This is a genomic window from Halomonas sp. TD01 (assembly GCF_923868895.1).
Classification (GTDB): Bacteria; Pseudomonadota; Gammaproteobacteria; order Pseudomonadales; family Halomonadaceae; genus Vreelandella.
Window position 1 is genome coordinate 329,976 of record NZ_OV350343.1, and the last position, 26,168, is coordinate 356,143.

General features: G+C 52.6%; 23 protein-coding genes. 11 read left to right on the forward strand and 12 right to left on the reverse strand.

Annotated features, from left to right (window positions below):
• Window positions 1-162: 162 nt before the first annotated feature.
• Window positions 163-2,643: a glucose/quinate/shikimate family membrane-bound PQQ-dependent dehydrogenase gene (locus L1X57_RS01575; protein ID WP_009722291.1), complete on the forward strand. Its 2,481-nt coding sequence runs from the start codon at window positions 163-165 to the stop codon at window positions 2,641-2,643.
• 64 nt (window positions 2,644-2,707) lie between these two features.
• Here L1X57_RS01575 and L1X57_RS01580 read toward each other — a convergent pair whose 3' ends face one another.
• Window positions 2,708-4,756 (reverse strand): TonB-dependent receptor family protein, encoded by a 2,049-nt coding sequence (locus L1X57_RS01580; protein WP_009722290.1) that lies wholly within the window; start codon window positions 4,754-4,756, stop codon window positions 2,708-2,710.
• A 204-nt stretch (window positions 4,757-4,960) separates the two neighbouring features.
• Here L1X57_RS01580 and L1X57_RS01585 point away from each other — a divergent pair, with 204 nt between their 5' ends.
• Window positions 4,961-5,134, forward strand: coding sequence for a YqaE/Pmp3 family membrane protein (locus tag L1X57_RS01585; RefSeq protein WP_009722289.1), 174 nt, complete (start codon window positions 4,961-4,963; stop codon window positions 5,132-5,134).
• A gap of 123 nt (window positions 5,135-5,257) precedes the next feature.
• Here L1X57_RS01585 and L1X57_RS01590 read toward each other — a convergent pair whose 3' ends face one another.
• Complete coding sequence (locus L1X57_RS01590; protein ID WP_009722288.1) at window positions 5,258-5,731, reverse strand: nucleoside deaminase; 474 nt, start codon at window positions 5,729-5,731, stop codon at window positions 5,258-5,260.
• A 363-nt stretch (window positions 5,732-6,094) separates the two neighbouring features.
• Between L1X57_RS01590 and L1X57_RS01595 the strand changes: the two genes are divergently transcribed.
• Window positions 6,095-6,301, forward strand: coding sequence for a cold-shock protein (locus tag L1X57_RS01595; protein WP_009722287.1), 207 nt, complete (start codon window positions 6,095-6,097; stop codon window positions 6,299-6,301).
• Window positions 6,302-6,469: 168 nt separating this feature from the next.
• Here L1X57_RS01595 and L1X57_RS01600 read toward each other — a convergent pair whose 3' ends face one another.
• Together L1X57_RS01600 and L1X57_RS01605 are read right to left on the reverse strand one after the other, a co-directional pair.
• Window positions 6,470-7,333 carry a putative RNA methyltransferase gene (locus L1X57_RS01600; RefSeq protein ID WP_009722286.1) on the reverse strand — a complete coding sequence of 288 codons (864 nt, stop codon included), beginning with the start codon at window positions 7,331-7,333 and terminating at the stop codon, window positions 6,470-6,472.
• Between the two features lie 57 nt (window positions 7,334-7,390).
• Window positions 7,391-8,149, reverse strand: a complete 759-nt coding sequence (locus L1X57_RS01605) for a helix-turn-helix domain-containing protein (protein WP_009722285.1) — start codon at window positions 8,147-8,149, stop codon at window positions 7,391-7,393.
• Between the two features lie 134 nt (window positions 8,150-8,283).
• On the opposite strand from L1X57_RS01605, the gene L1X57_RS01610 reads away from it, so the two are divergent.
• The gene (locus L1X57_RS01610) at window positions 8,284-11,469 is read left to right on the forward strand and encodes an acyl-[ACP]--phospholipid O-acyltransferase (RefSeq protein WP_009722284.1); all 3,186 of its coding nucleotides are present in this window, start codon (window positions 8,284-8,286) and stop codon (window positions 11,467-11,469) included.
• Window positions 11,470-11,520: 51 nt separating this feature from the next.
• On the opposite strand, the gene L1X57_RS01615 is transcribed toward L1X57_RS01610, so the two are convergent.
• Both L1X57_RS01615 and L1X57_RS01620 read right to left on the reverse strand, forming a co-directional pair.
• A complete protein-coding gene (locus L1X57_RS01615; RefSeq protein ID WP_009722283.1) occupies window positions 11,521-12,276 on the reverse strand; it encodes an alpha/beta hydrolase family protein in 756 nt (251 codons plus the stop codon).
• Between the two features lie 66 nt (window positions 12,277-12,342).
• On the reverse strand, window positions 12,343-14,073 hold the full coding sequence (locus L1X57_RS01620) for a mechanosensitive ion channel family protein (RefSeq protein WP_009722282.1): 1,731 nt from the start codon (window positions 14,071-14,073) through the stop codon (window positions 12,343-12,345).
• 247 nt (window positions 14,074-14,320) lie between these two features.
• Here L1X57_RS01620 and L1X57_RS01625 point away from each other — a divergent pair, with 247 nt between their 5' ends.
• A complete protein-coding gene (locus L1X57_RS01625) occupies window positions 14,321-15,187 on the forward strand; it encodes a pirin family protein (protein WP_009722281.1) in 867 nt (288 codons plus the stop codon).
• A 76-nt stretch (window positions 15,188-15,263) separates the two neighbouring features.
• On the opposite strand, the gene L1X57_RS01630 is transcribed toward L1X57_RS01625, so the two are convergent.
• A complete protein-coding gene (locus tag L1X57_RS01630; RefSeq protein ID WP_083817048.1) occupies window positions 15,264-16,094 on the reverse strand; it encodes a pirin family protein in 831 nt (276 codons plus the stop codon).
• On the opposite strand from L1X57_RS01630, the gene L1X57_RS01635 reads away from it, so the two are divergent.
• Window positions 16,067-17,220, forward strand: a protein-coding gene (locus L1X57_RS01635; RefSeq protein ID WP_143759676.1) for an IS3 family transposase whose coding sequence is annotated in 2 segments (ribosomal slippage) — window positions 16,067-16,310 and window positions 16,310-17,220 — 1,155 coding nt in all. Because the reading frame shifts where the segments join, the coding sequence is not laid out codon by codon here. The two genes, L1X57_RS01630 and L1X57_RS01635, sit on opposite strands and share 28 nt — an antisense overlap.
• Window positions 17,221-17,235: 15 nt before the next feature.
• Here the strand turns inward: L1X57_RS01635 and L1X57_RS01640 are convergent.
• Together L1X57_RS01640 and ycaC are read right to left on the reverse strand one after the other, a co-directional pair.
• Window positions 17,236-17,448, reverse strand: a complete 213-nt coding sequence (locus L1X57_RS01640; protein ID WP_009722278.1) for a Pirin-like protein — start codon at window positions 17,446-17,448, stop codon at window positions 17,236-17,238.
• 179 nt (window positions 17,449-17,627) lie between these two features.
• Window positions 17,628-18,266, reverse strand: coding sequence for an isochorismate family cysteine hydrolase YcaC (gene ycaC, locus L1X57_RS01645; protein ID WP_009722277.1), 639 nt, complete (start codon window positions 18,264-18,266; stop codon window positions 17,628-17,630).
• A 145-nt stretch (window positions 18,267-18,411) separates the two neighbouring features.
• On the opposite strand from ycaC, the gene L1X57_RS01650 reads away from it, so the two are divergent.
• Window positions 18,412-19,323 (forward strand): LysR family transcriptional regulator, encoded by a 912-nt coding sequence (locus L1X57_RS01650; RefSeq protein WP_009722276.1) that lies wholly within the window; start codon window positions 18,412-18,414, stop codon window positions 19,321-19,323.
• An 8-nt stretch (window positions 19,324-19,331) separates the two neighbouring features.
• Here the strand turns inward: L1X57_RS01650 and L1X57_RS01655 are convergent, their stop codons facing one another.
• Genes L1X57_RS01655 through L1X57_RS01665 form a run of 3 tightly spaced genes read right to left on the reverse strand, consistent with a single transcriptional unit; the run spans window position 19,332 to window position 21,932 of the window.
• Window positions 19,332-19,877, reverse strand: a complete 546-nt coding sequence (locus L1X57_RS01655; RefSeq protein WP_009722275.1) for a GDYXXLXY domain-containing protein — start codon at window positions 19,875-19,877, stop codon at window positions 19,332-19,334.
• On the reverse strand, window positions 19,867-20,961 hold the full coding sequence (locus L1X57_RS01660; protein WP_009722274.1) for a DUF4401 domain-containing protein: 1,095 nt from the start codon (window positions 20,959-20,961) through the stop codon (window positions 19,867-19,869). Before L1X57_RS01660 ends, L1X57_RS01655 begins: the two co-directional genes overlap by 11 nt.
• The gene (locus tag L1X57_RS01665) at window positions 20,958-21,932 is read right to left on the reverse strand and encodes a DUF2157 domain-containing protein (protein WP_009722273.1); all 975 of its coding nucleotides are present in this window, start codon (window positions 21,930-21,932) and stop codon (window positions 20,958-20,960) included. The genes L1X57_RS01660 and L1X57_RS01665 overlap by 4 nt, the downstream gene beginning before the upstream one ends.
• Window positions 21,933-22,187: 255 nt before the next feature.
• Here L1X57_RS01665 and L1X57_RS01670 point away from each other — a divergent pair, with 255 nt between their 5' ends.
• From L1X57_RS01670 to msrQ, 4 genes are all read left to right on the forward strand, one after another.
• Window positions 22,188-22,889, forward strand: a complete 702-nt coding sequence (locus L1X57_RS01670; protein WP_009722272.1) for a response regulator transcription factor — start codon at window positions 22,188-22,190, stop codon at window positions 22,887-22,889.
• A 3-nt stretch (window positions 22,890-22,892) separates the two neighbouring features.
• Window positions 22,893-24,398 carry a HAMP domain-containing sensor histidine kinase gene (locus L1X57_RS01675; RefSeq protein WP_009722271.1) on the forward strand — a complete coding sequence of 502 codons (1,506 nt, stop codon included), beginning with the start codon at window positions 22,893-22,895 and terminating at the stop codon, window positions 24,396-24,398.
• A gap of 86 nt (window positions 24,399-24,484) precedes the next feature.
• Window positions 24,485-25,501 (forward strand): protein-methionine-sulfoxide reductase catalytic subunit MsrP, encoded by a 1,017-nt coding sequence (msrP, locus tag L1X57_RS01680; RefSeq protein ID WP_234667871.1) that lies wholly within the window; start codon window positions 24,485-24,487, stop codon window positions 25,499-25,501.
• Window positions 25,501-26,118, forward strand: coding sequence for a protein-methionine-sulfoxide reductase heme-binding subunit MsrQ (msrQ, locus tag L1X57_RS01685; RefSeq protein WP_009722268.1), 618 nt, complete (start codon window positions 25,501-25,503; stop codon window positions 26,116-26,118). Before msrP ends, msrQ begins: the two co-directional genes overlap by 1 nt.
• Window positions 26,119-26,168 lie beyond the last annotated feature (50 nt).

The following is a 26,168-nucleotide window of genomic DNA, read 5'->3' on the forward strand; positions in this document are numbered from 1 at the left end:
CAGCAAATCATTAGACCAAAAGCGAATTGATTATTAAAATTACCAATAATCAATGTGTGTTTTAACCCATCATCACTGCCAATGGGTTAGGGCACGTTGTAAATCCGTCGCTTTTCTAATTTCACTAAGCGACTTCAATTCGTTGTTAATAGGGGCTTTCTCATGGATGAACACACGCGTGCCCGCGGAAAATGGCCAGCATTACTATTAGGCCTACTGCTCGCGGTAGCTGGTGTTGCACTAACCATTGGCGGCGCCAAGCTGCTCAGCTTAGGCGGTAGCGCTTACTATGTAATCGCTGGTGTTAGTATTTTTGTTGTCGGTGTACTGCTGGCAATGCGCAAAGGCACAGCATTATGGCTTTATGCGGCGGTACTGTTTGCAACGTTACTATGGGCACTCTGGGAAGTCGGCTTAGACTGGTGGCAGTTGGTTCCTAGGGTTGCCATTGTCTGCTTAATTGGCATCATTTTATTGCTTCCCTGGTGGCGGAAACCGCTGCATTCACGCGGTGGCAGCCTAGCGCTAATGGCAAGCATTGCCGCAGCGATTATCGTGGCAATTGCCAGCCAATTTACCTACCCAGGTACTATTAAAGGCACGATTGAGTCGGCCAGTAACAATGCAGAAGTTAACCCTGCACAGGCTGCAGGCGATAATTGGCCCGCTTACGGCGGCACCAATGCAGGTACGCACTACTCCTCACTTAGCCAGATTACCCCCGACAATATCGGCGAGCTGGAAGAAGTATGGCGTATTCAAACCGGTGATGAACCCGGCCCCAATGCACCACCTGAAATCACCAACCAGAACACACCCTTGAAGGTCAACGATAGCCTTTATATTTGTACATCGCACAGCCGTGCGATGTCATTGTCGCCCGAAACCGGCGAAACTCTATGGGAGTTTGATCCCAATATTAGCACCATGGGCGCAGAGGATTTTTCCGGCTGGGCGCATATGACCTGCCGTGGTTTGGCGTACTACGATGCGGCTAACTATTCCAGCAGTGCTGAAGATTCCACCATCGATAAACCAACACTGTATGCCGATGGCAGCCAATTTGAACTCGACCTATCCTTCTCGCTGACCCCTGACGAAGGCTCCTCTTCTGAGCTGCTAAGCGCCACCGACGTCATGTGCCCACGCAGGCTTTATCTGCCCACCGCCGACGCCCGACTGATTGCGCTTAACGCCGATACCGGAGAGCGCTGTGAAAACTTTGGCGAAAACGGTGAGATCGACCTGACGAATAATATTGGCGAATTTAGCCCAGGGGGCTATTACTCAACGTCGCCTGCCACTGTCACTGAAGACTTGGTGATTTTGGGTGGACACGTTACCGACAATAGCTCAATCGACGAACCCTCTGGCGTTATTCGTGCCTTTGATGTGCATACTGGCGAGCTAGTGTGGAACTGGGATAGCGGTAACCCTGAAGACACCACACCATTAGAAGAAGGCGAGACTTACACACGTAACTCACCAAACGTGTGGGCGCCGATTAGCGCTGATGAAGCGCTCGGCCTCGTTTATCTCCCCATGGGTAATGCCACACCCGACCAGTACGGCGCAAATCGCACCGAAAATGACGAAACTTACAGTGCTGGGCTCGTCGCGCTTAACCTAGATGATGGCCAGGTGGCTTGGGTTTACCAGTTTGTGCACCACGACTTATGGGACATGGACACACCCGCCCAACCCGTATTGATTGATTTGGCGACGACAGATGGCAGCCAGCCGGCCATCATTCAGCCCACTAAACAAGGCAGCTTGTATGTATTAAACCGTGAGACCGGCGAGCCGATTGTACCCATTGAAGAAGTGCCCGCTCCTCAAGGTGCTATTGAAGGCGACTGGACAGCAGAAACTCAACCTCGCTCAGCGCTGAATTTGCTGCCACCGACGCTTACTGAGCGCGACATGTGGGGCGCATCACCCTTTGATCAGATGATGTGCCGCATCCAGTTCCGCTCGCTGCGTTATGAAGGCCAGTACACACCGCCTTCTCTGGAAGGCAGCATTATCTACCCCGGCAACGTTGGAGTGATGAACTGGGGGGGTGTTGCGGTAGACCCCGAACGCCAAGCACTGTTTACCGGCGCGAAGTACTTAGCGTTTGTTTCCAAACTGATCCCACGTGATGAGGTTGAAGATGGCCAAGGATCCGCTAGCGAGCAAGGTTTGCAGCCCAACACAGGCGCACCTTATGCGGTTGAACTCGGCCCGCTGCTGTCAGTACTCGGCCTTCCCTGCCAGGCGCCCTCTTGGGGCGATGTGGCAGGAATCGACCTGCAAAGTAACGAGGTTGTGTGGAAGCACCGCAATGGAACCACCCGCGACAGCATGCCCTTTGATCTGCCGATTGGCCTGAATGTCGGCGTTCCTGCGCTAGGCGGCCCGCTGACTACTGCGGGTGGCGTTTCATTCTTAAGCGGCACACTGGATCAATACCTGCGCGGCTACGACATCACCACTGGCGAAGAACTGTATAAAGCTCGACTGCCTGCTGGCGGCCAAGCAACGCCGATGACTTACACCGGCGCAGACGGCCGCCAGTATGTGGTCGTTACCGCCGGTGGTCACGGCACCTTCGGCACCAAAATGGGTGACTACGTGATTGGTTACGCTTTACCGGAATAGCCATCACTTAGCGTAGTAATAAACGAGAACGGGCGACTCAATGAGCCGCCCGTTTTTTTGCTTATTAAAAACTCAGCTCCACGCCTCCATAAACACTTCGCCCTAGGGCTGGCTCATAAAAGCGGCCAAACGTGCCGTTTAAACGCACGTTGGCGTAGTGCTCTTCATCAAGCACGTTGCGCAAACCAAGATAAGCGCTTAGTCGCGTACCTTCACTTAACTGCCAACCATCGCCTATCCGTAGGTTGAGCAGCCAATAGCTATCTACTTCCGTCGCATTAGCGTTATCCGCCACTAAATCACCGATGTATTCGGTTTCCAACGTTGCAAAACGCTGATCCAGGTTTTCCCAGGTTAATTGATTGACCCACGTCTGCTCTGGCAGCCCAGGAATCCGGTTGCCATCAAAGCGCTCACTTGGTGTTGCAAACTTGTCGAACTCATAACGCGCGAGCGTTAAAGCGCTGTTAAGACGCCAGTGGTCGGCAAGCTGCCAGCCCAGCGCCAGTTCTAGGCCATCGCGATTTGTGTCGCCTGCATTCTGATAGAAGGTACGGCCACCCTCATCATACGGCACCAGCTCATCGCGAACGCGGACCGAAAACAGCGCAAGATCGTAATCCATCGCCAACGGCTCAATGTAGCCACGCAACCCTATTTCGCGGTTCCATGCTTTTTGCGGTTCAACAGCGGGGTTGAAGCCACCGCCAGTCGGGTTAGCAAACTCGGAAAATGTCGGCGTTTCAAAGGCTGTCCCCGTATTGACATAAGCTTGATGCTGCGGACGATAGCGGTAGCTTAGCCCCGCCGAGCCACTCCACTCGTTAAAGGTACGCTTCCCGCTTTGATCTCCGTCGGCAAGAAACGTATCGTCGACGTCTAGCGCCACCCGGTCAAACCGCGCACCTAGCGATAACGTAAGCTGCTCGGAAAGCGTCAGATCCCCTTGAGCGAAAACACCGTTGGCAGTGGCCGTTTGAGTCTCTTTGGCAAGCTGCTCCCCAACCACCCCCTGGGCATTTACTCGGTTACGAAAACGCTCGTCCTCTTGGCGAGCCACATCAACGCCCACAATATAGCTAAGCGGCAGGCTCCCTAACGCCACCTCGTGATGGTATTCGGCGCTTGCGCCCATATAGTCACGCTGATAGCCCAAGCGACTACTGCCCACAAATGGAAGTTGCTGTTCAAAGCTACGTTTAGCAATAAATCCCTTGAGATACAGCTCACCATCACCTACCGCTAAGTCTTCGTACTGCAGGCCAAATAGCTGCTGATCGACGCTTTGCCGCGCATCCAGCGCAATCGAATTGGGCGCGGCCTGATCCCGCCCAGCGGCAACTTCACGGGCATTAAGCGCACCGGGGTCTTCCGAACGGGGGTTATCCAACAGATTAATAATCGCGGTCATCGCCCGTTCGCTGCCTAGCTCTCGACGTAATTTTGCATTCAGCAAATACTTCTCGGTTGAGCTTTGTTCGCGATAGCCATCAACATTAAGCGCCGTCAGACTGATATGGTGCGACCAATCGCCCTGTACACCACCATTTTGCAGTGCCACTTTTTGATAGCCATCGCTACCTGCGCCCATCCGCAGCCTTGTACCAGGATTATCACGTCCATCGGCAGTGGTCACATCAATCACTCCGCCAGACGCATTGCCATAAAGCACTGAAGACGGCCCACGGATAACCTCAATGCGCTCGGCGCTATCTAAATCAATGGCATCCAACTGCGCCTGGCCATCCGGAAGCGTGTAAGGAATGCCATCCACCATGACGGTAATCCCACGCACGCCAAATGGGGCACGCGCGCCAAAGCCGCGAATAGCAATTCGCTGCCCTTGAGCGAAATTATCGCGGTTTTGTAAAAACACACCCGGCACTCGGTTAAGCGCTTCATCCAACCTCACCCGCTGCTGACCTTGGGCAATCTCTTCACGCTCCAAGGTAGAAATGGCCGCTGGCGTGGCATACAGCTCGCGGGCTAAACGCGGGGCGCTCACCTCTACTGTAGCCAGCACAGTCTCTTCGCTGCTGGGTGCCTGCGCCCACACAGGGCTGGCTAAAACGACACTCGCAAGTAGCAGTGATGGCGGCAAGGTGTGAGTCATGGCGTCCTTTCCTATTCAGTATTCGGCGGGGTTTTGTAGACACATTTGGTTAGGCATGTGAACGATAAAGAAGGAACAGCATAATACCTAAGTCGTATTGGTTCGCTAAGCGTAACTGTTGTGACTACACTTACAGTAGTACCAGCAACGCATTGTTATCAAAGCAGCAATCAGAACACTGACTATGTAAGCAAAGGAGGCTTCATGGCATTTACCGCGACGGATCCGATTAAGATGATTTTTGCCGTTATTCTGCCCCCATTAGGGGTGTTTTTTGAGGTCGGTTTCAAAGGACATTTCTGGCTGAATATCATTCTGACGCTGTTTGGCTTTGTGCCAGGCATCATTCATGCGTTTTATGTCATATTGAAACACTAGGCATATCCTGAAGCACTAATGCACTTTTTTGCACCGATTTAACAAACACCGCCTTGCTGAACACAAGGTGGTGTTTGTCTTAAGTGGCCATGCATTGCTCACCGAATTTCCCTGGTCACTCAGTTATGCATGCAAGCGGCGGTGTAAGGCTCGCACTTGCTCATCCAGCCCAGGGATTGGGCCATCAACAGCCAAACCAGGCACTACCTCATTAATCGTTAGCGTGGCGACAGGCGGTGGCGCTACACCAAGTTCAGCTAGCCAAGCGCCCAATTGTTCAGAAGAACTTACGTAAACGATACGACCTAGCCCTACCCATCCATGGGCCGCCGCACACATAGGGCAGTGCTCTCCAGAGGTATATACGGTCGCTTTCGCACGCTCTTCAGGCGTCATGTGATTTGCTGCCCAGCGGGCCAGCGAAAACTCTGGGTGTTGAGTGGAATCGCCACCGGCAATGCGATTGCGGTCCTCGGCTAATACCTCGCCTTCGGCATTAACCAGCACGCTACCAAATGGCTCATCTCCGGCATTTAAAGCCTCCTCTGCCAAGACCACAGCGCGCTTTAGGTAGGCCAATTCGTATTCGGCAATCATAGAATTCTCCTTGTTTTGATAATGTGCCTTACCGGCAGTGGGTGTCGTTTCAAAGATGCTTTGCCAAAGATACCATTTCTAACATTGACGATCTGGCTCACCGTAAAGCACCTAAGCGCCTGGAAAATGGGGTGTAAATAGCCATTATTCTGGCACCGCCCTCAGAAAATATTCATAAAAGGCTTTGACCCGAAGGGAAAATCATGTCACTGTAGCGTCAGTTGGTTAGCAAGCAGCATGGTTTCAGAAGTGTACGATCTATTTCGGCAGCCTGATATTGTATTCCTTGTTTCACCCGCTACTTTTCATCTGGGTAATACCAGGAACTTTATTACGGCGCGTTAGCGCGAAAGGATCTACATCATGGCAACTGGCACAGTTAAATGGTTTAACGACACTAAAGGTTTTGGTTTCATCGCTCCTTCTGACGGCGGCGACGACCTTTTTGCTCACTTCTCTGAAATTCAGTCTGACGGTTTCAAAACCCTTCAAGAAGGTGCTAACGTTTCTTTTGACGTTACCCAGGGTAAGAAAGGCCTTCAGGCTTCTAACATCAAGCAAATGTCCTAAGCCTTAACGGTTTAAGAATTTGCTCGAACCTTAACCGGTTCGAATAACAAGGCCCGCTCATGCGGGCCTTGTTGCGTTTGTAGATTGAGAATAAAAGAAGGGTTTTTTGGGAGAGTACGATTGGATTTTTAACACCCTCTTTATCGCTACCCTTCTTATGCTTACTCCTTATTTCCGCTCATATATCATTAGCCTGGCATCCACCGTTAGCGTTAACGCATCAAGCGCTGCTGCACGCGCACGGCCTTCCTGACTAGCGCGGTAAAGATGGGGCGTCATCGCTAATAAATCACCAATCGAGTCTTGCCCTACCAGCGCTATTTGATAGCTAAGTGATTCTGTCTGCAACGATACAAAGCCTTCCGGCACTTCCCGTTCGCTTATCGCTTCTGGCTTAAGCGTGGGATAAATCACCTCTCGCAGCTCACGCAGGTGCCCCGCCCCTGCTTCAACCTGCAACAACAAGCCACCCGGCTTTAATACCCGCGCAAATTCGTGATGTACTGGAAAGCCAAACATACACAGCACACTATTGAGTGTTGCCGTTTGAATTGGCAAGTGCGCGTTGCTGCCGACTACCCAGCTACAGAGTGGCAGTTTTTTATCATCTTGCTTGGCCGCCGACAGCACTGCCCACTTGGAAATATCTAACCCCACCAGTGAAAGTGGCCGCGAATTCGATGCAGCACGAGATAGCTCACGCAAGTAATAGCCTTCACCGCAGCCAGCATCCAAGCAGCCAAACAGCGAACTAGCAGGCTGAGCCTCAGCATGGTTTAACAGATGTTTGCTTACCGCCTGAGCAATAGGCTGATAGTAGCCAGCTTCAAGAAAACGCTGCCTTGCCGCCACCATCAGCTTACTGTCGCCGGGGTCGGTGGAACGCTTTTGCTGTACTGGAAGCAAGTTGACGTAACCTTGCTTGGCAACATCGAAGCTATGCCCAGCAGAGCAGCGCCAAGCACTGCCAGCCAGATGAAGCGGCTTACCATCTAACGGACAGGCCAGCGCTTGAAAAGGAGTGCTATTCATAACAATGTGAACTCATAAAATGGGTACTTTTAAGGTATTCGGTAATAAAAACAGTTTTTATAAACTCTTATTTTGCTGGTACGACCCACGGGCAACATCTTTAAACAGCGTTGACTGCCACTGACGAACAGCCAGCACCGAGGTGGTGCCAAAGCGCTGATGAATGGGCAGCCCGCTTTCTCGTTCACACAGGGCATGAAACTCTTTCGCCAGCCGCTGCATCGTTTGCTGCCATTCCGCATTGCCCGCATGGGAAAGCAGGCCATTCAGTACCATCAGCTTTTCGCCGTTACTATCAAAATGGGAATGAAAAAACTCCGTGGCAATATATTGCTGGAAAAAACGCTGAATAGGGCCACCAGGGCGCCAGCGAAAATTCGCGGCCACACGCCGCCGGATTCGATTACCCGGCAATAGATCAATCAGCTTTAGTCGTTCTAGCGCCAGTAGCTGCCGAGTACACTGCGCCTCACTGAGCCGGTACTGGTGATGAATTTCATCAAACCGATAGCCATTGATCACACATACAGCGACCAAAAACAGTTCACGGTCATCGACAATACTCTGCTCCTGCGCCTGGGTCAGCTCCTGCAAACGGTGCTCTTCCTCTTGCATGGATTGCACCAACTCAGCAAATTCCAGGTTAAGCTGGTCGCAAATGCGCTCTAGCCGCTCTAAGGTAATGTGCTGTTCAGCGAACAATCGCTTGACCGAGGCCTCGCTTAGCCCAAGCCATATCGCCACATCAGCGTAGGTTTTACCCTGGGAACGCAGCTGACGTTTTAAGGTATCGATAAGTGCACTTGTCTGAGACACATGACCTCCAGGCACGCAAAGTAGCGTATAACGATACCTTAAAGCCCAAATAACACAACTTTAACCACCAGAGTTGCAACATTAGCTCCATTTACCGAAAGTGCTCTAACTTCTGGTTTACAAGGCGTCATTTCATGCAACCTTTACTACGCATCGCGGGCGTCTGGCCCTATCTGATTGCCATTTTCTTAAATGCCTTTGTGGATTTAGGGCATAAAATTGTTATTCAAAACACGATCTTTAAAAGCTACGACGGTGAAACCCAGGTTGTACTCACGGCACTGGTCAACGGGCTTATCCTTTTGCCGTTTATTTTACTGTTTAGCCCGGCAGGCCATGTGGCAGATAGCTACCCCAAAGTGCGTATTCTACGGGTTTCCGCCTGGGCTGCCGTTGCTGTTTCACTGGGCATCACCGCCGCTTATTACCAAGGCTGGTTTTGGCTGGCGTTTGCGATGACGTTGGTGCTGGCGATTCAGTCAGCCTTTTACTCCCCCGCTAAGTATGGCTTGGTGAAAGGGCTATTTGGCAAACCCCGCTTGGCAGAAGCTAACGGGCTTATCCAGGCCGTCACCATTGGTGCCATTTTGGCGGGCACCGTGGTCTTTACCGCCTTGTTTGAAAGCTGGATTTTACCCAGTGCCCAAACACCCAGCGAGCTATTGCACAGCATTGCGCCGCTAGGTTGGCTGTTGGTGTTGAACAGCGGCATCCAAGTGATGGCGCTTTATCGCCTGAAGCCAGATAGTGCGCAGCCCTCAACGCCCCCACTCACTTGGCAGCGCTATATCAAAGGCAGCGCACTGAAAGACAACCTAAGCATTCTGGGCCGTCAACCGGTGCTGCGGCTGTCAATTATCGGTCTTGCGACTTTCTGGTCGGTGGGTCAAGTGCTGCTCGCCGCGTTTCCCGCCTATGCCAAAGATGCACTCAGCATTGATAACACCTTAGTGCTGCAAGGGATTCTTGCCGCTAGCGGTATTGGGATTGCGTTGGGATCATTGCTTGCCAGCAAACTGTCTCGTAACCGTATTGAAACCGGCTTGATTCCATTAGGCGCTGTCGGCGTTGCGGTGGGTCTGTGGTGCTTGCCACTGCTCACCACCCCCATCAGCCAAGCGCTGAACTTTGTATTTATTGGCATGATGGGCGGGTTATTCATTGTACCGCTCAATGCACTGATTCAATTTCATGCGGCAGACCATGAACTAGGCACTGTGCTGGCTGCCAACAACTGGATTCAGAACCTGTCTATGCTGGGCTTTCTGGCGCTTACCGCGCTGTTTGCCCTGGCAGGTGTGGATAGCCATTACCTGTTGCTGCTCGTGGCGACCGTTGCCATGGTGGGCGGTGGCTACACTATCTTCAAATTGCCCCAAAGCTTGGTGCGCTTTCTACTCAGTTTTCTGCTGACCCGCCGCTATCGTGTTGATGTCCATGGGCTCGAAAACCTGCCCGCCCAAGGCGGCGTGCTGCTGCTCGGCAACCATATCAGTTGGGTGGACTGGGCGATGGTGCAAATTGCCAGCCCTCGCCCCGTGCGTTTTGTCATGCTGAAGGATATTTATCAGCGTTGGTACCTACGTTGGTTTTTTAAGGCGCTGGGCTGTATTCCTATCGAACGGGGCGCAGGAGCCGACAACGCCTTAGCCGCCGTAGCCGAACAGCTGAATAATGGTGAAGTGGTATGCCTGTTTCCCGAAGGCGCAATTAGCCGCAACGGCCAGCTAGGTGAACTGCGCCGAGGCTACGAGCGCGCCTGTAAGTTGGCGAACCCAGAGGTACGCATTGTACCGTTTTACCTGCGCGGACTGTGGGGCAGCCAGTTTTCTCGCTCATCCAGCAAACTCAAAGAGCTGCGTAACGCGCCTCTACATCGCTCAGTCGTCGTTGCGTTTGGCAAGCCGCTGCCTAAAGACACCCCGGCCGACGTGCTCAAACGGCGCATCTTCGAACAAGCAACCAACTCGTGGCAACATGCTATCGATGAACTGCCCTCGCTGCCTGACGCCTGGATTCGAAGCGTGAAGCGTAACCTTGGCGCACAAGCACTCACTGATACCCTTAGCCACCCTCTGACGGCAGGCCAAGCACTTACCGCCAGTCTGCTTATTGCAAAGCGCATCCACACGCTAACCCCAGGGCAAAACGTGGGCCTACTGCTGCCCAATAGTAGCGTGGGTGCACTGGCCAATATGGCAGCACTTCTGGCTGGAAAAACACTGGTTAACCTCAACTATCATTTTGACGGCAGTCTCCACGACAGCCCCAATGACAATTCGTACGAAACCCCATTTTCTGCGGCGCTCACCCAAGCCAACATCGACACAGTGTTTACCTCGCGCCACTTCGTCGAAAAACTCCAGCAACAAGGGTTAAACATCAGTCAGCGGCTAGCCAATACCCAGACGATTTACCTGGAAGACCTGCAAGCCAGCATCCGCCGTCATGAACGCGTCAGCGCATGGCTTGCCGTTCGCCTGCTGCCTGCATGGCTGCTACAACGCCTTTACTGTCGCAGTAGGGATGCCGATGCCACCGCCACCATTGTGTTTCCAAGCAAAAGCGAAGGACAGCCTAAAGGCATCATGCTGAGCCACCGCAACCTGATGGCCAATATCAAGCAGACCTCCGATGTACTGAATACCCAGCATGACGATGTGGTGATCGGATCGCTGCCTCTGTTTCATGCCTTTGGGCTCACCGTTACCCAACTGCTGCCACTTATCGAAGGCCTGCCGTTGGTTTGCCACGCGGACCCCAACGACACTGCTGGTATTGCCAGCGCTGTCGCCAAGCACAAAGCCACCCTAATGTTTGGCACCCCAGACTTTCTACAGCGCTTGAACCACAACCCTAACGTGCACCCACTCATGTTAGAAAGCTTACGAGCAATGGTTATCAGTGCCGAAGCATTAGATGAGCAGGTATGCAGCGACTTCACTCTAAAATTCCATAAGCCCATTTATAAAGGCTACGGGGCAACCGAAACCGCTCCTGTGGCATCGGTCAATCTACCGGATTCCCTGGGCGCTCATTACCAGAAAATACAGCAAGGCAGTAAAGCAGGCACCGTAGGCATGCCGCTACCCGGTACCAGCATTAAGATCGTTGAACCCGATAGCTTTGCGGAACAGCCTACCGGAGAAGCAGGCATGATTTTGATCAGCGGTCCTCAGGTGATGCAGGGCTACCTAAACGCCCCGAAACGCACCGCCGCCGCCATTAAAGAACTCGACAGCCAGCGCTGGTTTGTCACCGGCGATAAAGGGTTTATCGATGAAGACGGCTTTTTAACCCTGATTGGCCGCCATGCTTAAACATTGGTCAATACGATAGATTCCACTGTTGCCGCAATATCCAATCATTTTCTACAAATGCTTAGAGAAAAAATCCAGCAACAACGGGTAGTGAATATTCTGCCCGGCGCTGCTGGGTATATGATCTTCACCGTCGTAGTAGTGAACCGCAGGGTTACGACCATACTCGCGTAGACGTTTTTCCAGTCGCCTAGTCATCTCAACCGACCACATGCGGTCTTTCGTGCCATGAGAAAGCATTAGCGGCCCAGGGTAGCGCTCAATTTCAATCGGCGTAGTCGGCAGTAAGTCTTCATGATTATCACGCCATGTCCAGGCGCGTTTACTGACATCCCAGGCTTGCCAACCGGGGTCCCCCGCATCGCGAAAACCACGCGCATCAAAGGCTCCACAAACGACATCTGGGGCACTATGTACAGCGATAGCATCAGGCGCGCCTTTTAGTTTATCCCTGGCCATCAGTGAGCCAAGCAACAACGCATGTTCGGCCCCGCGTGAAACACCATAAAGCCCAACACGCTCATCAGCGTATTGAAAATCTCTGAGTGCCCTAAGCGCTTCCACACTACACTCCAGTGGGTAATCGATAATATGCCCTGCATTCCACATATTACCGCCGCTTGAGTAGCCATAGGGGAAAGCCAAGAAACCATGTGCTGCAAACAAGACGGCGTCTCGATGACTCCAGCCAGCCCATGCGCCTTCAGAACCATGCAACAACATGATCGCTGGAAAAGGACCATCGCCTGCCGGGCCATAGGTAGCGCCCCAACCGGGCAGAAAGCGCTGTTTGATATTTAACATCATCCTGAACCACTCCTTGGCTTCGTAAGAAGGCTATTTATCCACCAGCAATCGAGCAGCGTAATTGCCTTACTCGGATGGTTTCTTAGTAGAACTATCCGCTTCCTGAGAACGTTTTCCTTGCCCTTCCCCACGCGCAATATCTTCATGGCTGATAACCATGATTTCCCGAGGCCACCACTCTGGATGGTTATCGCGGATAAAGGCTAGCAGCTTCTCGCGCAAATTCATCTCAGCCGTCCAGCCTGCCATGGGATCTGACGTCATTAAATAGCAGGTGATAGTTTGGGCCGTGCCGGTTTGCTCTGTCACGTAACATAGCAACTTGTGGTGCTCAATAACGCTATCTTCTTCTTTGGCGAATTCGAGAAATTTATCTCTTAGCAGCTCTATATCGGCACTTAGGTGGAGCGTCAGCACCAAGGACCGGTACATCTTAGTACTCTTCACCGACAAATTATCGAAAGGCTTAGAGGTAAAGTAGGTGACAGGCACAATCAAGCGTCGTTCGTCCCATGATCTCAGCCGAATAAAGGTATAAAAGATGCCTTCCACATAACACCACTCACCTTCAAAGATCACGAGGTCGCCAATACGAATGGGTTTGGCAAACGATAACTGAAAAGAGGAGAGGATATTGCCAAGCACCGTTTGGCCCGCCACGCCCACTAATACTGCCAATACGCTGGCAGACGCCAGAATAGATAAACCAAGGGTTTCGAAGAGCTGAACCTGGCCTAGGATATAAATCGATACGCCGGTCACGGTGATCAGAATAATGGCGCGGCGCAATGCGTATAGTGAGGTTAACAGCCGTCGCTGATCTCTTGGCTTCGTGTCATCAATTTCTCCCACTAGGCGCCGCGTTAAGCGCAGCATGATCGTGTCGACCAAGCGCAGCGCAATGACACCTGCACCCCAGGCCATAATAGAGATCAACAACACACGAAACGTTGTTGTCGCAATAGCGGAAAACGATACGACGTAGTCCAGCAGCATCTGCGTTACCAGCGACATAACAATCATCGCCATGGGCACGCCAATTTGATCGGCAAAAATAGTAGATACGCCAGAAGGCAGGATGCGAGCCACTAGTCCAACCACGTAGTAAGTGATCACTCCCACCGTGCCAATGGCGATTAAAAAAACCGGGATCGCTAACCATTCCCAGATTTTTAGCATGCCAAACGACGCCTTTAACCGCTCAGGAATATAGCGTTCCAGCATTGAAGGCCCGTACTCTTCATAGAGAATCGGAATAAACGACACGCTCTCTGGCATCACTAACCACACAGGATCTTCTTCCCCCACGCGGTAGCGGCCTAGCCGGACATCGTAGGCTTGGCCATCTACCGTTAGGGCTGCCAGCTCAATATTGCGCTGGGGCTCGCCTGCCTGCGGATTCTGCCCGGAAGGGTCTTCTATCACCGCGTCTTGACGGCCGGACATATTAGATGCGTCCAGCCACTCACCGCGCTTTAATACCTCAGCCAACTGCTTAGCGAGCTCGGCGCCCTGAGCCTGCTGTTCGCCTGGATCAATATCATTGAGGTTAAGCAAATGCGCGGCTGCGGCGTAATTCTCGCTTTCGGTGAACGCTAAAAAGCTGCGAACCATTTCCCTTGGCGACATCCGCCCAACATCCTCAGGCACATCTCCTAGCCCTGTGTTAAGCGAATCAATGGCGAACCATCGCTTATCCTCGCTCTCATCTCCTTGAGTTTGCGCTGTGCAGACGCTGGAAAACACCAAAGTGACAACCAGCACAACCCACACAGGCCACGAGCTGTTTTTTTTCATACTAACCTTGTCATTAAAAGTAAGTGAGCCAAACAATCAGCCACCAACTGGCGCAAAAGCCGCCAGCCCTGCGTGAACACAGTGCCTCCATGTCAGTGGTTGACCAAAGTACAGACTACGTTCTTCAATCAAGCAAGCACCTAGTGTTCCAACACTGCAACACTGAGTCCCAGATGCACTATCTATTAGTTGCGTCCCCTAACGCGTACACTTTTTAACCAACAACGCATTCTTTGAGGAGCAAACAATGAAAAAGTTAGTAGGTGTTACCAACGCACCGCACCCTCATTGGGTGGGTGACGGCTTTCCGGTGCGCTCGCTGTTCTCCTATGGCTCACGTTCCGAGCAGTTAAGCCCCTTTTTACTGCTGGACTATGCTGGCCCCGCCAGCTTTACCCCCACTACACGGCCACGCGGTGTCGGGCAGCACCCACACCGAGGGTTTGAAACCGTCACGATTGTGTATCAAGGGGAAGTGGCGCACCGCGACTCAACGGGCAAAGGCGGCGTGATTGGCCCAGGCGACGTGCAATGGATGACAGCAGGTGCGGGCATCCTACACGATGAATTTCATTCGCCCGCGTTTACAGAGACAGGTGGCACACTCGAGATGGTGCAGCTGTGGGTAAACTTGCCCGCCAAAGATAAAATGGCCACGCCAGGCTATCAGGCATTTTTTAATGCGCAGATACCTGTCGCAGCGTTACCTGATCACGCAGGTAGTGTGCGCGTGATCGCGGGAGACTACGCCACTCACTCAGGGCCAGCACAAACGTTCACCCCGATGAATGTCTGGGATGTGCAGTTAAAAGAGGGCAAGACAACGACGCTGGCACAGCCGGAAGGATGGACGACTCTATTGGTCGTGCTAAAAGGCACGGTGCAAATCAACGGCGAAGAAGTGCTCCGCGAAGCACAAGTGGCGGAACTAACTCGCGATGGCGACAACGTCACTCTAGAAGCCAATAGCGATGCCACCCTGTTGCTACTGAGCGGAGAACCGCTCAATGAGCCGGTCATAGGACACGGCCCGTTTGTCATGAACAGCGAACGTGAAATCATTGAAGCGATAGAAGACTTTAACCGCGGCCGCTTTGGCCAAATGCCAAGTTAATTACGTCGCTATTTAAGCAACCGCTACTTAAGTAGCAAATCTGGCTGCCTTAGGCAGCCAGCTCTTTCGTTACAAATTAATTGCGATGCTGACCAGGAAAAGGAATAAATTCTGCATTGTCCCCTGGCGGCAATTTAAACCGTCCATGCTCAAAGTCACCTTCCATCCACGCCTGCTTGGCAGCCTCTAACTTTTCCCGTGAAGACGCAACGAAGTTCCAAGAGATATAACGTGGCCCATTGAGTGTTTCGCCACCGAGCAGCATTAGCCGGGCTCCGGCTTCGCCTGCTGTTACTGTAATGGGGTCACCAGGACGGAAAACCATCATTCGTCCGGCGTCAAACGTCTCTCCAGCAATGATAACGCTACCCGACGTCACATAGATGCCTCTATCTTCGTGGCCATCAGGCAAAGGAAGCTTAGCGCCTGGCTGGAGGATCGCATCCGCATAAAACATTTCCGAGAAGGTCTGCACCGGTGACCGCTCACCCCAAGCAGTTCCCAGAATCAAACGTATATTCTTGCCCTCACCGTTAAGCATCGGCAGTACATCTTCACTATGATGCTCAAAACTGGCTGGCTTATCTTCGTGAGCCTCAGGCAGGGCCACCCACGTCTGAATACCAAACAGCGAGTGCTTATTCTGACGTGTAGAAGGGCTAGTGCGTTCAGAGTGGGTTACCCCATTGCCAGCAACCATCCAATTAACCGCCCCTGGATAGATCATCTGATTAGTCCCCAGACTATCTCGATGCTGGAACTCTCCCTGATACAAGTAAGTAACGGTGGCAAGTCCAATATGGGGATGAGGACGAACTGAATCGCCCCAGGTTTCATAGACACCTCCAGGCCCTATACTAAAGGTATCTAGGAGGAACCATGAGCCATCCCCGCTACACTGAAGAATTCAAAATCGAAGCCGTCAAACAAGTGGTAGAGCGCGGCCATCGCGTGGCCGAGGTCGCTGAGCGGCTAGGCGTGTCAGGTCACAGCCTGTACAACTGGATTAAGCGATACGATAAGCCGGTAGAACAACGGCAAGAGGATGATGATCTCCAAGCTGAAAACCGTCGTTTGAAGGCCGAACTCAAACGCGTATTAGAAGAGCGAGACATATTAAAAAAGGCCACCGCGTACTTCGCCAGGGAGTCCGACTGAGGTACGCGTTTATTCAAAATTATTCGAGCCAATATTCGGTACGTCGCTTGTGTCAGATGATGGCAGTGCACCCCAGCGGTTACTACGCATGGTGTAAAAAAGCGCTCTCTAATCGAGCGCGGGAAGATGAGCGCTTGCTGGGATTGATCAAGCACTCCTGGCTTGAAAGCGGCGGTGTATATGGCTATCGCAAGGTCTACCAGGACTTGCGTGAAGCTGGCGAAGCTTGTGGGAAGCACCGTGTGGCGCGTCTTATGAATAGGGAAGGTTTACGCTCTCAGACGGGCTATCGACGACGCCCTGGCGGCTATGGCGATGGGAAACCGACTGCCGTATCCCCTAACCATTTAGACCGTCAGTTTGAAGTAACAGCGCCAAATATTGCTTGGGTGACGGACATCACGTACATCCGCACTTACGAAGGCTGGCTTTACCTATCGGTAGTTATCGACCTGTTTTCCCGTCAAGTGATTGGCTGGTCGATGAAGTCTCGCATGACTACGGAGTTGGCACTGGATGCTTTGTTATCAGCAGTCTGGCGACGCAAGCCACAAGGAACGGTGATGGTGCATTCGGATCAAGGGAGCCAGTTTAGCAGTGGAGACTGGCAAAGCTTTCTGAAAGCGAATTGCTTGGTAGGCAGTATGAGCCGACGTGGTAACTGTCATGACAACGCCGTTGCTGAAAGCTTCTTTCAACTTCTCAAGCGGGAGCGAATCAAGCGACAGATTTATTCAACACGCGAAGCGGCTAGACGTGACGTGTTCAATTACATTGAAATGTTTTACAACCCAAAGCGCCGACACGGCACAAGTGATAACTTGTCACCGGTTGATTATGAAAGGCGTTACTTTAAGAGCCTAACGGGTGTCTAAAATATCCGGGGCGATTCAAACATCGATACCATCTTCTCTAAGAAATTCAGCGGGCCCCATCTGATCAAAAAAAATAAACGGGCCAACCATCTGGCGCTTGGGCGCGGGAAGCGCACGTCGTACTTCAAAGCCCCCCAAGTCGTGAGCACGAGGTACGATCAGTGTTTCAATATCGTGTAGGTTGCCTGCGGAAGGGCATTTTGGCTCAATATCGGGCATCCAGCTCATAGGAATTTCCTCCATATACAATGGACAACGGAGCAATGGCATCATCGATAGTTTTGTTTTTACAAAGCTATCGTCTAGCCAGTCTTTTGCCTTTAATAAATAGCTCAAAATTATTAAAAAAACCGGAAGCTCACTCACTTCCGGTCAAAACACGGTTTACTTCATGTCAGAGTTATTTGTCAGAGGCCTTTGTCAGAACTCTTTGTCAAAGTACTGTAGCTATTCATTAAATTACGGTAGTCAGGAATGTGATTGGCGAAAAGTGTGCCCAAGCCCTCTATATCATTGCGCCAGTCGCGATGTAGCTCGCAGGCTGTTCCAAACCAGGTCATCAACTGCGCGCCTGCACTACTCATCCGATCCCAAGCAGCATCACGAGTGAGTTCATTAAAGGTACCCGATGCATCGGTGACAACAAATACATCAAACTCTTCTTCAAGTGCGGAAAGCGCCGGGAAAGCAACACACACTTCTGTCACTACGCCTGCAATAATTAATTGTTTCTTACCAGTAGCCTTAACCGCTTTTACGAAATCCTCGTTATCCCAGGCATTTATTTGTCCAGGGCGTGCGATGTAAGGTGCCTCTGGAAACATCTCTTTTAATTCAGGCACCAGCGGCCCATTAGGCCCATCTTCGAAGCTTGTTGTAAGAATCGTTGGCAGACCAAAGTATTTCGCCAAGTCCGCAAGCGCCAGTACATTATTTTTGAACCGGTCAGGGTCAATATCACGAACCAAGGACAACAGCCCAGTTTGATGATCTACTAAAAGAACAGCGGCATTATCTTTATCGAGACGAACATAGGGATTAGTCATGACATACTCCTTTATCTATTAGGCTGAGTGGGCTTTTGGAAAACAAAGATCCAACAGCTCTTCCACATGCCATACGGAGTTTAGTAGTTCGCTGACTCGATGATTAGATGGAAAATTAAGACACAGCGTTGCACAGGGAGAACACATGACGCCCCCTAATCTGAATGATCTTTATTATTTTGTGAAGGTAGTCGACCATGGAGGTTTTTCTCCGGCGGGCCGCGCCTTGGGTATTGCTAAATCAAAACTAAGCAGACGGGTGGGAGAATTAGAAAATCAGCTTAACGTGCGCTTGATGCACCGTTCGACCCGCCACTTAACGCTCACTGATATTGGTCAACGCTACTACCAGCACTGCAAAGCCATGCTAGTAGAGGCCGAAGCAGCTCAACAGTTCATCGAAGAAACCAAACAAGTGCCCTGCGGTACTATCCGTATCAGTTGCCCTACGGGGCTATTGAGCTTTCACGTGAGTGCAATACTGGCGGATTTCATGGTGCTCTACCCAGATGTCCAGGTACACCTGGAAGGAACTAACCGCCGTATTGACCCTTTTGTTGAAGGCTTTGATATTGCGCTCCGAGCCCGCCCCCTTCCATTGGAAGATAGCGAGCTTATTCTGAAGGTACTATCGGATCGCGGGCAATGCTTGGTAGCAAGCCCAGCACTGATTGAGCAGCATGGCATGCCATCAACACCTGACGACCTTTGCAAACTGCCCAGTTTAAGCAGAGCAAGGCCAGAGGAAGCTCACGTTTGGCACCTTCAGCGCGACGGTGAAGAGCGCCAAATTGAACATTCGCCACGGTTTATTACCACGGATATGACCGCACTTTATAGAGCCGCATTGGCGGGTGTTGGCATCGTTCAATTACCAAGACTAATGCTGGAGGATTCACTAACATCAAAAGCACTTATATCGGTATTGCCCGAATGGGAGCCTCGACGAGAAGTTATTCATGCGGTTTATCCTTCCCGTCGAGGCTTGCTGCCCTCTGTCAGAGCACTGTTAGACTTTCTTGCCGAGCGATACACAGCCATTGGGATTGAACGCTAATACACGTATCAACGCTCCATTTCACCCAGCGCCTCGAGTTCTTCGTCATATAGCGCGACTAGCAGCAGCTCGCCGTGCTCATTGACTCGGAACTGGCCGTAGCGGGCAGGCTCAAAACGCTCGGCTTGTTCTTCCTGAAAGAAAAACGCATCCGTAGCAAAGCGCACGTCCCCATTGCGCAGCCGATAACGTAAACGCCTCTCGTCATCGCCTAGCGGCGTGCCATCATCCAAGCGCTGGAAGTGGGCGATTGATGCTTCATCCAAACGAACCACCACGCTGTCATTGGCTGCCGTTTGCATGGCATTTCCACCCTCCTCTTCGTGGCGATCAATTGCACGCTGCATGCGGATACGATTAGCCAACGCAAAGCTTAGCGCCATGTAGTCGCCCTGCATTAACGAGCGCGGATCAACGGGGGCAAGCTCCAAATAAACAATCTCACCTTCGGCCAGATGATGCTCTTTCTGCCAAATAGTCCAGTTAACCACCGCTAGCACAACGACAGTGGCGGCAATCACTATCCAGCGGTGTCGCTTCACGTTACTGCTCATTGGCATCTCCTTGCGGCTCAGGCTTATGCACTGTTAGCCACTGGTTTAGCAACCAACGCATCAATAACCAGCGAAGGGTTAACAGGAACGCCCCCATTGCCAGCAACATGAGTGATTTCACCAACAGCGTCACGTCCAGCCAGTAGTAATAACTGCTAGCCGCCATCAGTAGTAACAAAATACCGCTTCCCATCAGCACCCGATGGCCAATCGTAAACCCGAGCAGTAGTACGGTAACCCCGGCGCCAAACCCTGGCATGTAAACCGACACCACCGCGACTAGCGCGACTGCGCCATAAATCGCCAAGCGCTGTGCAATGGCAGGCTGAGAATGCTGACGAAATGCCTGATGAATAACACACATTAAGGCCAACGCCACCAACGCAGTGCCTAGCCAGCTGGCGAGCCATGGGCCGAACCACCGAACGTCTGAATCATAAAACCAGCTAAGCTGGTTAGAGTACGCCTGCCCTTGAAGCACTAGCAGACCCACTAACAGTCCAGCCCCCCATGCCTGAACCGCCCCTATGCGCCTTGGCCAACGATACTCATTCAACCAGAGCAGTGTCAGCACCAGCACCACCAAACCAATCGCCACCGGTGCCAGTCCATTGACTGCCAGCGCCATCGTTAACGCTAGGCTTGCTAAAAACGCCGACATACTGCGGTGAACCTGGCTCGGCATGATCAGTGCCAGCGAGCACTGTAGCGCCAGCAGTACCCACCATAGGCTGGCGGAAATACCCCACATTTCGACCGCTGGCCAGGCCACTAATAATTGCCCAGCTAAACTAAACGCCAGCGCCATGTGCTCCAACACATCGCTTCGCGCGGCGCGTAGTAGCGCAAATGCCCCGCTAATCAACAGGCTGCCTACAACAAGAGAAGCCATTGGGCTTTCCATGACAAACACCACTGCCGTGGCAATAAAGCCCAACAAAAACAGCGCTGCTAACCAGCCGGAGAACGCCTGCAGAACCCTCACAAACCAGGGTGACTCCAGCGGTGCTGTTGATGAAGGTTCGTTTAGTGACACGCCCGCCTGAGTTAATCGCTGCGTTAACGTATTCATCGGCTGGTTCATGATGCGTCCTCAGCGTTTAAGCGTTTCAACCACGTCACCGCTGCCGCCCCCATGGCAAAGACAGCACCTGCCAGCAACAGCAAGCCGCCTTCATTCCATTGGCTTTCCCATAGCATGTAGCGTGCAAGCAGCAATGTGACCACCGCAATCACCGAGACGCAGCCCCCTGCCAACATAAATAGCTCAAGCCGCCACTGACGATAAACGCCATACAGCACTGCCAACCACACAGGGTAAACCGCCACAATCGGTGTCAACGCATGCGTTTCCCCGCTCACCCACGCCATCATCAGTAGCGTCAGTGGCACGCCGCTACCTAGCGCCAGTAAGCAAATCGCCCAACGCCCCGGCCAACCTCGGCGCTGCGCGCCCCACTCCCACACGACTTGAGCCACTAAGTTGATCAGCACCAGTCCCCATAAGCCCGCGTTATCGGCAGAGAACACATTGCCAAAAACACCGCCCCAGGTGCTGCTATACAGCCACACGGATAGGTTCAAAAGCCCTAACCACGCCAACCAAAGCGCATCAAAGCGTGCTATCCATACCAATGGCAAGGTGAGCAGCGCCCAGGTGAAAAACAGCTGCCATGGGTCAGCACCGGTTTGGTAAATCTGACCCACCAGCGCCAGTAGTACTCCTATCAATAGAGACGCAGCAGTTAACGTCACGCGAAAAAGCATCACGCTCGCGCTGCCCCACACCGCGATGCCTGCCGCCAACACCAACGCAGCCTGCACTAACGCAAAGCGCGGCAGGCGGCCCATGTCCGACCAATTGAAAGCCACGAAGAACAGCACCGCGCAAGCCAACGCCAAGCTCCCCAGCCACAGTAGCAGCCGGTCAATCAACAGCGCCCAGGCGTGGGGCGACGGGTGCAGCCCCGCCACTTTAACCGCTAACGGCACTTGCTCAGGAGGTATCACTCCCTGCCCGATTAACGACATGAGTTTACGGCGTGTAGTCGCCATGGGCGCTCTCCTTGCTGAAACACACTTATTGAAATGAGGGGAGGCGTTAATGCAGACATCGCCCTATCGTTAGAGTCCCCGTGACACATTTGTGAACTTTGCGCGATACACTCTATATCACCCCGTGACACCCCCGTAATGGTGTACATCGAAGATAGTCTCGAATCTTCCGACCAATGAGTAGGAAAATATCACGAGCATCCAAGCGCCTAGAGCCATAAGGCGAAAGCACAAAAGAAGATAATGCGACTACCTATGACACGAAACGTACTGATTATTGAGGATAACCCGGGTATTGGTGAACTCGTCCGCATGCATGTGGCCGAGCTTGGCATGAACCCTATTCTTTGCGAGCGCGGTGATTCCGGGCTTGAGCGTTTTCGTGAAGGGGGCATCGACCTTGTGGTTCTCGACCTGATGCTGCCCGGCCTGGACGGGCTGTCAATTTGCCGCGAAATCCGCGCCGGCCCAGGTTACGTTCCGGTACTGATGCTAACCGCCAAAAGTACGGAGCTTGATCGAGTGCTGGGCCTGGAAATGGGGGCGGATGATTACCTCACCAAACCTTTCAGTGTGGCTGAACTATCAGCAAGGGTGAAAGCCTTGTTCCGACGCGTAGATGCCATGGCATCTTCCTCAGTCACGGAACCCAGCCAGCAAGCATTAATCACCGATGGGCTGCGCATTGACCCGCTGCGTCGGCGGGTATTTATAAAAGACCAGCCTGTTGAACTCACTGCCCGGGAGTTTGACCTGCTATGGCACTTTGCCACACATCCAGGGCGGGTATTTAGCCGTGCCCAACTGCTTGATACCGTGTGGGGCTACAGCCACGAAGGTTACGAACATACCGTCAATACTCATATCAATCGCTTACGAGGCAAGATCGAAGCGGACCCCGCTGACCCGGTGTTTATCCAAACCGTTTGGGGGGTGGGCTATCGCTTCCGCGAATAAGTTATGCTGAAAACACTCTATACTCGGCTAGCCTTAGGCTTATTTCTGTTATTGCTCGCCGTGGGCCTGCTATATACCTTCATCAGCCTCTATTCGCTGCGTGAATACAACGCTTCGGTCAATCAGGCGTTACACCAGAATCTGGCCAAAAATCTAGTATCAGACAGAAATCTGGTCAGCAACGGGCAGCTTGATAGTAGCGCTCTGGAAGAACTATTCGCACTGTACATGGCCATTAATCCCAGCATCGAGATCTACCTGCTAGGGCTGGATGGCACCATTCTGTCTTATTCAGCAGACCCAGCGAAGATTAAACGCAAGCAAGTCTCGATGGCCCCTATACACAGGCTGATGGCTGACATGAGCCTTTATCCGATACTCGGCGACGACCCTCGCAGCCATGACCGGCAGAAAGTCTTTTCCGTTACCCCAGTGCCAACAGCAGACAACCCCGAAGGGTACCTCTATGTCGTGTTACGGGGTGAAGAGTACGACACGGCGGAAACCATGGCCCGTGGTGGCAAACTACTGGAAATGAGCGCCTGGGCGTTGCTAGTCAGCCTGACGGTGGCGATGCTCGCAGGGCTGACTATTTTCCGCCTGCTGACTCGCCGCCTGAGATCATTAACACGCCGAGTGGAAGCGTTTGAGAACAGCGACATAAGCCAGCCCCGGCTCGATAGCAGATGGCACGAAAAACAGTCCGTGGTGCGCGATGAGATCGATTATCTGGACGCTACCTTCGACGACATGGCCCATCGAATTGCCATACAGATCGAACAGCTGACAGAAAAGGATACCCAACGCCGTCGCTTGATCGCCCAAGTATCTCATGACCTGCGTACCCCGCTTGCCTCCATGCAAGGCTATATCGAAAGCCTGAAATTAAGGCGTGATCGTCTCAGCCCCCAAGAACAGGATCGCTTTCTCGACATTGCCCTCAAAGAAGGCCGTCGGTTAAGCCGCTTAGTGGATGAGCTCTTCGAGCTTGCCGCCCTTGAGGCAAGAGAGAAACAGCCAGTGCCTGAACCCTTCCCGCTAGCAGAACTGGTACATGACGTAGTGCAGAAGCACGACCAAGCTGCACGCGACAACCACTTGGCGCTAACGTTAAGTGGCAACCCAGCATTACCAACCGCGTACGCCGACCTTGCCATGACCGAACGTGTGCTGGACAACTTAATCAGCAACGCCATTGCCTACAGCCCCGCTGGCGGCCACATCGACGTTGTGCTTAGTCAAACGAATGGAGAGCCACAGGTTTGCATACAAGACAGCGGCCCAGGCATTTCGGAACAGGACCTGCCGCATATCTTTGACCCGTTCTATCGTGGAGAGACCTCTGGCGGCGCTGGCCATGCAGGGCTAGGGCTGGCCATTGCGCGCAGAATCATGACGCTGCAGGGCGGTGATATTTGTGTCGAAAATCTAGCCGCTGGAGGGGCTTCCTTCTGCATACGGTTACCCACTGCGCCCTCGCCTCCGCCCTCCAACGTTATAAATACGTAATAACCTAGAGAGCGGGTTGTGATAAATCTCATGCAAACTGGTCACAGTATTTATCCCCCCTTCCCCGTAGCGAGTGGAGACACCACATGCTTATAAAGATTGCCAAACCGAGTGATTTACACGAATCCGATGTAACACCGGAATCTATTTACCTCTCCCGACGGCGCTTTATGGGCGGCATGGCGGGCTTAGGCGCCGGGCTTGCCCTCTCCGGCCACGTCCGCGCCAACGAAGATTATTCTGATGTACCGGAAGGCGATGCCCCAGCATGGCTGAAGGAAAAAATCAGCGACACCCAATGGCGAGCCATCACCCCCAGCAACCCCGAGAAAGATAAAATCGCCCCTTTTGATGATGCCAGCGGCTACAACAATTTCTTTGAGTTTGGCACCGATAAACGCGACCCCGCCCGCCATGCAGGCAGCCTGAAAACCCAGCCCTGGAGCGTAGTGATCGATGGTGAAGTGAATAACGGCGGGCGCTTTGCCCTAGAAGACTTCGCCAAGCCTTCGCAGTTTGAAGAGCGTATTTACCGCCTGCGCTGCGTAGAGGCGTGGTCAATGGTGATTCCCTGGCTGGGCATCCCCTTTGCGGAGGTGATTCGACGTGCCGATCCCACCAGCAAAGCCAAGTACGTGCGCTTTGAAACCCTAGTCGATCCAGAGCAGATGCGTGGCCAGCGCTCTTCGTTCTCGATAATCGACTGGCCTTACGTAGAAGGTTTGCGCTTAGACGAGGCAATGAACCCGCTGACACTGCTCGCCATGGGCATGTATGGCCGTGAACTGCCCAATCAGAACGGCGCGCCCTTGCGGCTAGTGGTGCCTTGGAAGTATGGCTTCAAAAGTATTAAATCCATTGTGCGCATATCGTTAGTGGAAGAGCAGCCAGTCAACTCATGGCAGCAAATCGCCGCTGATGAGTACGGCTTTTATGCCAACGTAAACCCACAAGTTGACCACCCACGCTGGAGCCAAGCCACCGAGCGGCGGCTTCCTAACAGCCTGTTCAACTCCAATACGATTGATACCCAGATGTTTAACGGCTATGCCGACGAAGTCGCCGAGCTATATGCAGGCATGGATTTAAGGAAGCACTACTAATGGCAGCGCCACGGATATGGTTACTGTGGCGGATAGGCGTTTTCCTGGCGGCGCTCGCGCCGCTGGTGTTCTGGGGCTGGCAGGTAGCCATTAACGCCGCTGGTCCCGAGCCTGGCAATTACCTGCTGCTGAACATCGGTATTGGCGGGCTATGGATGCTACTCCTCACGCTAAGCCTTACACCGCTCACCAAACTCACCCGCTGGAAAGGCTTTGCATTGATCCGCCGCCAGCTTGGCCTCTGGACACTCGCCTACGCCACCCTACATATGCTCAGCTACGCGCTGTTTATTCTGGGGCTTAACTGGGCGCTACTTGGTAGCGAACTGATCAAGCGGCCCTACATCATTGTCGGCATGATCGCGCTGATCGGCCTTGCCATATTGGGGGCTACCTCCAACCGTTGGTCAATGCGCCGCTTAGGTAAACGCTGGAAGCCACTGCACAAATTTTCCTATGCTATTTTAGGCTTGGTGCTGCTGCACTTTTTCTGGGTAGTACGTGCCGACATGCAAGAGTGGGCCATGTATGCCGCCATTACCGCGTTAGTCATGGCAACTCGCCTGCCGCCAGTCGCTCGCACACTACCAAAACTGCGCTATCGATTGAGTCGGTGAACATATGTCGGTAAAAGTTAAACGGCACGGCTAACATAAAGACACCCACT

What these genes read in the sequence shown, in the direction of transcription:
- L1X57_RS01575 (WP_009722291.1), top strand. Translation starts at nt 163, where the DNA reads ATGGATGAACACACGCGTGCCCGCGGAAAATGGCCAGCATTACTATTA.
- L1X57_RS01580 (WP_009722290.1), bottom strand. Translation starts at nt 4,756, where the DNA reads ATGACTCACACCTTGCCGCCATCACTGCTACTTGCGAGTGTCGTTTTA.
- L1X57_RS01585 (WP_009722289.1), top strand. Translation starts at nt 4,961, where the DNA reads ATGGCATTTACCGCGACGGATCCGATTAAGATGATTTTTGCCGTTATT.
- L1X57_RS01590 (WP_009722288.1), bottom strand. Translation starts at nt 5,731, where the DNA reads ATGATTGCCGAATACGAATTGGCCTACCTAAAGCGCGCTGTGGTCTTG.
- L1X57_RS01595 (WP_009722287.1), top strand. Translation starts at nt 6,095, where the DNA reads ATGGCAACTGGCACAGTTAAATGGTTTAACGACACTAAAGGTTTTGGT.
- L1X57_RS01600 (WP_009722286.1), bottom strand. Translation starts at nt 7,333, where the DNA reads ATGAATAGCACTCCTTTTCAAGCGCTGGCCTGTCCGTTAGATGGTAAG.
- L1X57_RS01610 (WP_009722284.1), top strand. Translation starts at nt 8,284, where the DNA reads ATGCAACCTTTACTACGCATCGCGGGCGTCTGGCCCTATCTGATTGCC.
- L1X57_RS01615 (WP_009722283.1), bottom strand. Translation starts at nt 12,276, where the DNA reads ATGATGTTAAATATCAAACAGCGCTTTCTGCCCGGTTGGGGCGCTACC.
- L1X57_RS01620 (WP_009722282.1), bottom strand. Translation starts at nt 14,073, where the DNA reads ATGAAAAAAAACAGCTCGTGGCCTGTGTGGGTTGTGCTGGTTGTCACT.
- L1X57_RS01625 (WP_009722281.1), top strand. Translation starts at nt 14,321, where the DNA reads ATGAAAAAGTTAGTAGGTGTTACCAACGCACCGCACCCTCATTGGGTG.
- L1X57_RS01640 (WP_009722278.1), bottom strand. Translation starts at nt 17,448, where the DNA reads ATGAGCTGGATGCCCGATATTGAGCCAAAATGCCCTTCCGCAGGCAAC.
- ycaC (WP_009722277.1), bottom strand. Translation starts at nt 18,266, where the DNA reads ATGACTAATCCCTATGTTCGTCTCGATAAAGATAATGCCGCTGTTCTT.
- L1X57_RS01650 (WP_009722276.1), top strand. Translation starts at nt 18,412, where the DNA reads ATGACGCCCCCTAATCTGAATGATCTTTATTATTTTGTGAAGGTAGTC.
- L1X57_RS01655 (WP_009722275.1), bottom strand. Translation starts at nt 19,877, where the DNA reads ATGAGCAGTAACGTGAAGCGACACCGCTGGATAGTGATTGCCGCCACT.
- L1X57_RS01660 (WP_009722274.1), bottom strand. Translation starts at nt 20,961, where the DNA reads ATGAACCAGCCGATGAATACGTTAACGCAGCGATTAACTCAGGCGGGC.
- L1X57_RS01665 (WP_009722273.1), bottom strand. Translation starts at nt 21,932, where the DNA reads ATGGCGACTACACGCCGTAAACTCATGTCGTTAATCGGGCAGGGAGTG.
- L1X57_RS01670 (WP_009722272.1), top strand. Translation starts at nt 22,188, where the DNA reads ATGACACGAAACGTACTGATTATTGAGGATAACCCGGGTATTGGTGAA.
- L1X57_RS01675 (WP_009722271.1), top strand. Translation starts at nt 22,893, where the DNA reads ATGCTGAAAACACTCTATACTCGGCTAGCCTTAGGCTTATTTCTGTTA.
- msrP (WP_234667871.1), top strand. Translation starts at nt 24,485, where the DNA reads ATGCTTATAAAGATTGCCAAACCGAGTGATTTACACGAATCCGATGTA.
- msrQ (WP_009722268.1), top strand. Translation starts at nt 25,501, where the DNA reads ATGGCAGCGCCACGGATATGGTTACTGTGGCGGATAGGCGTTTTCCTG.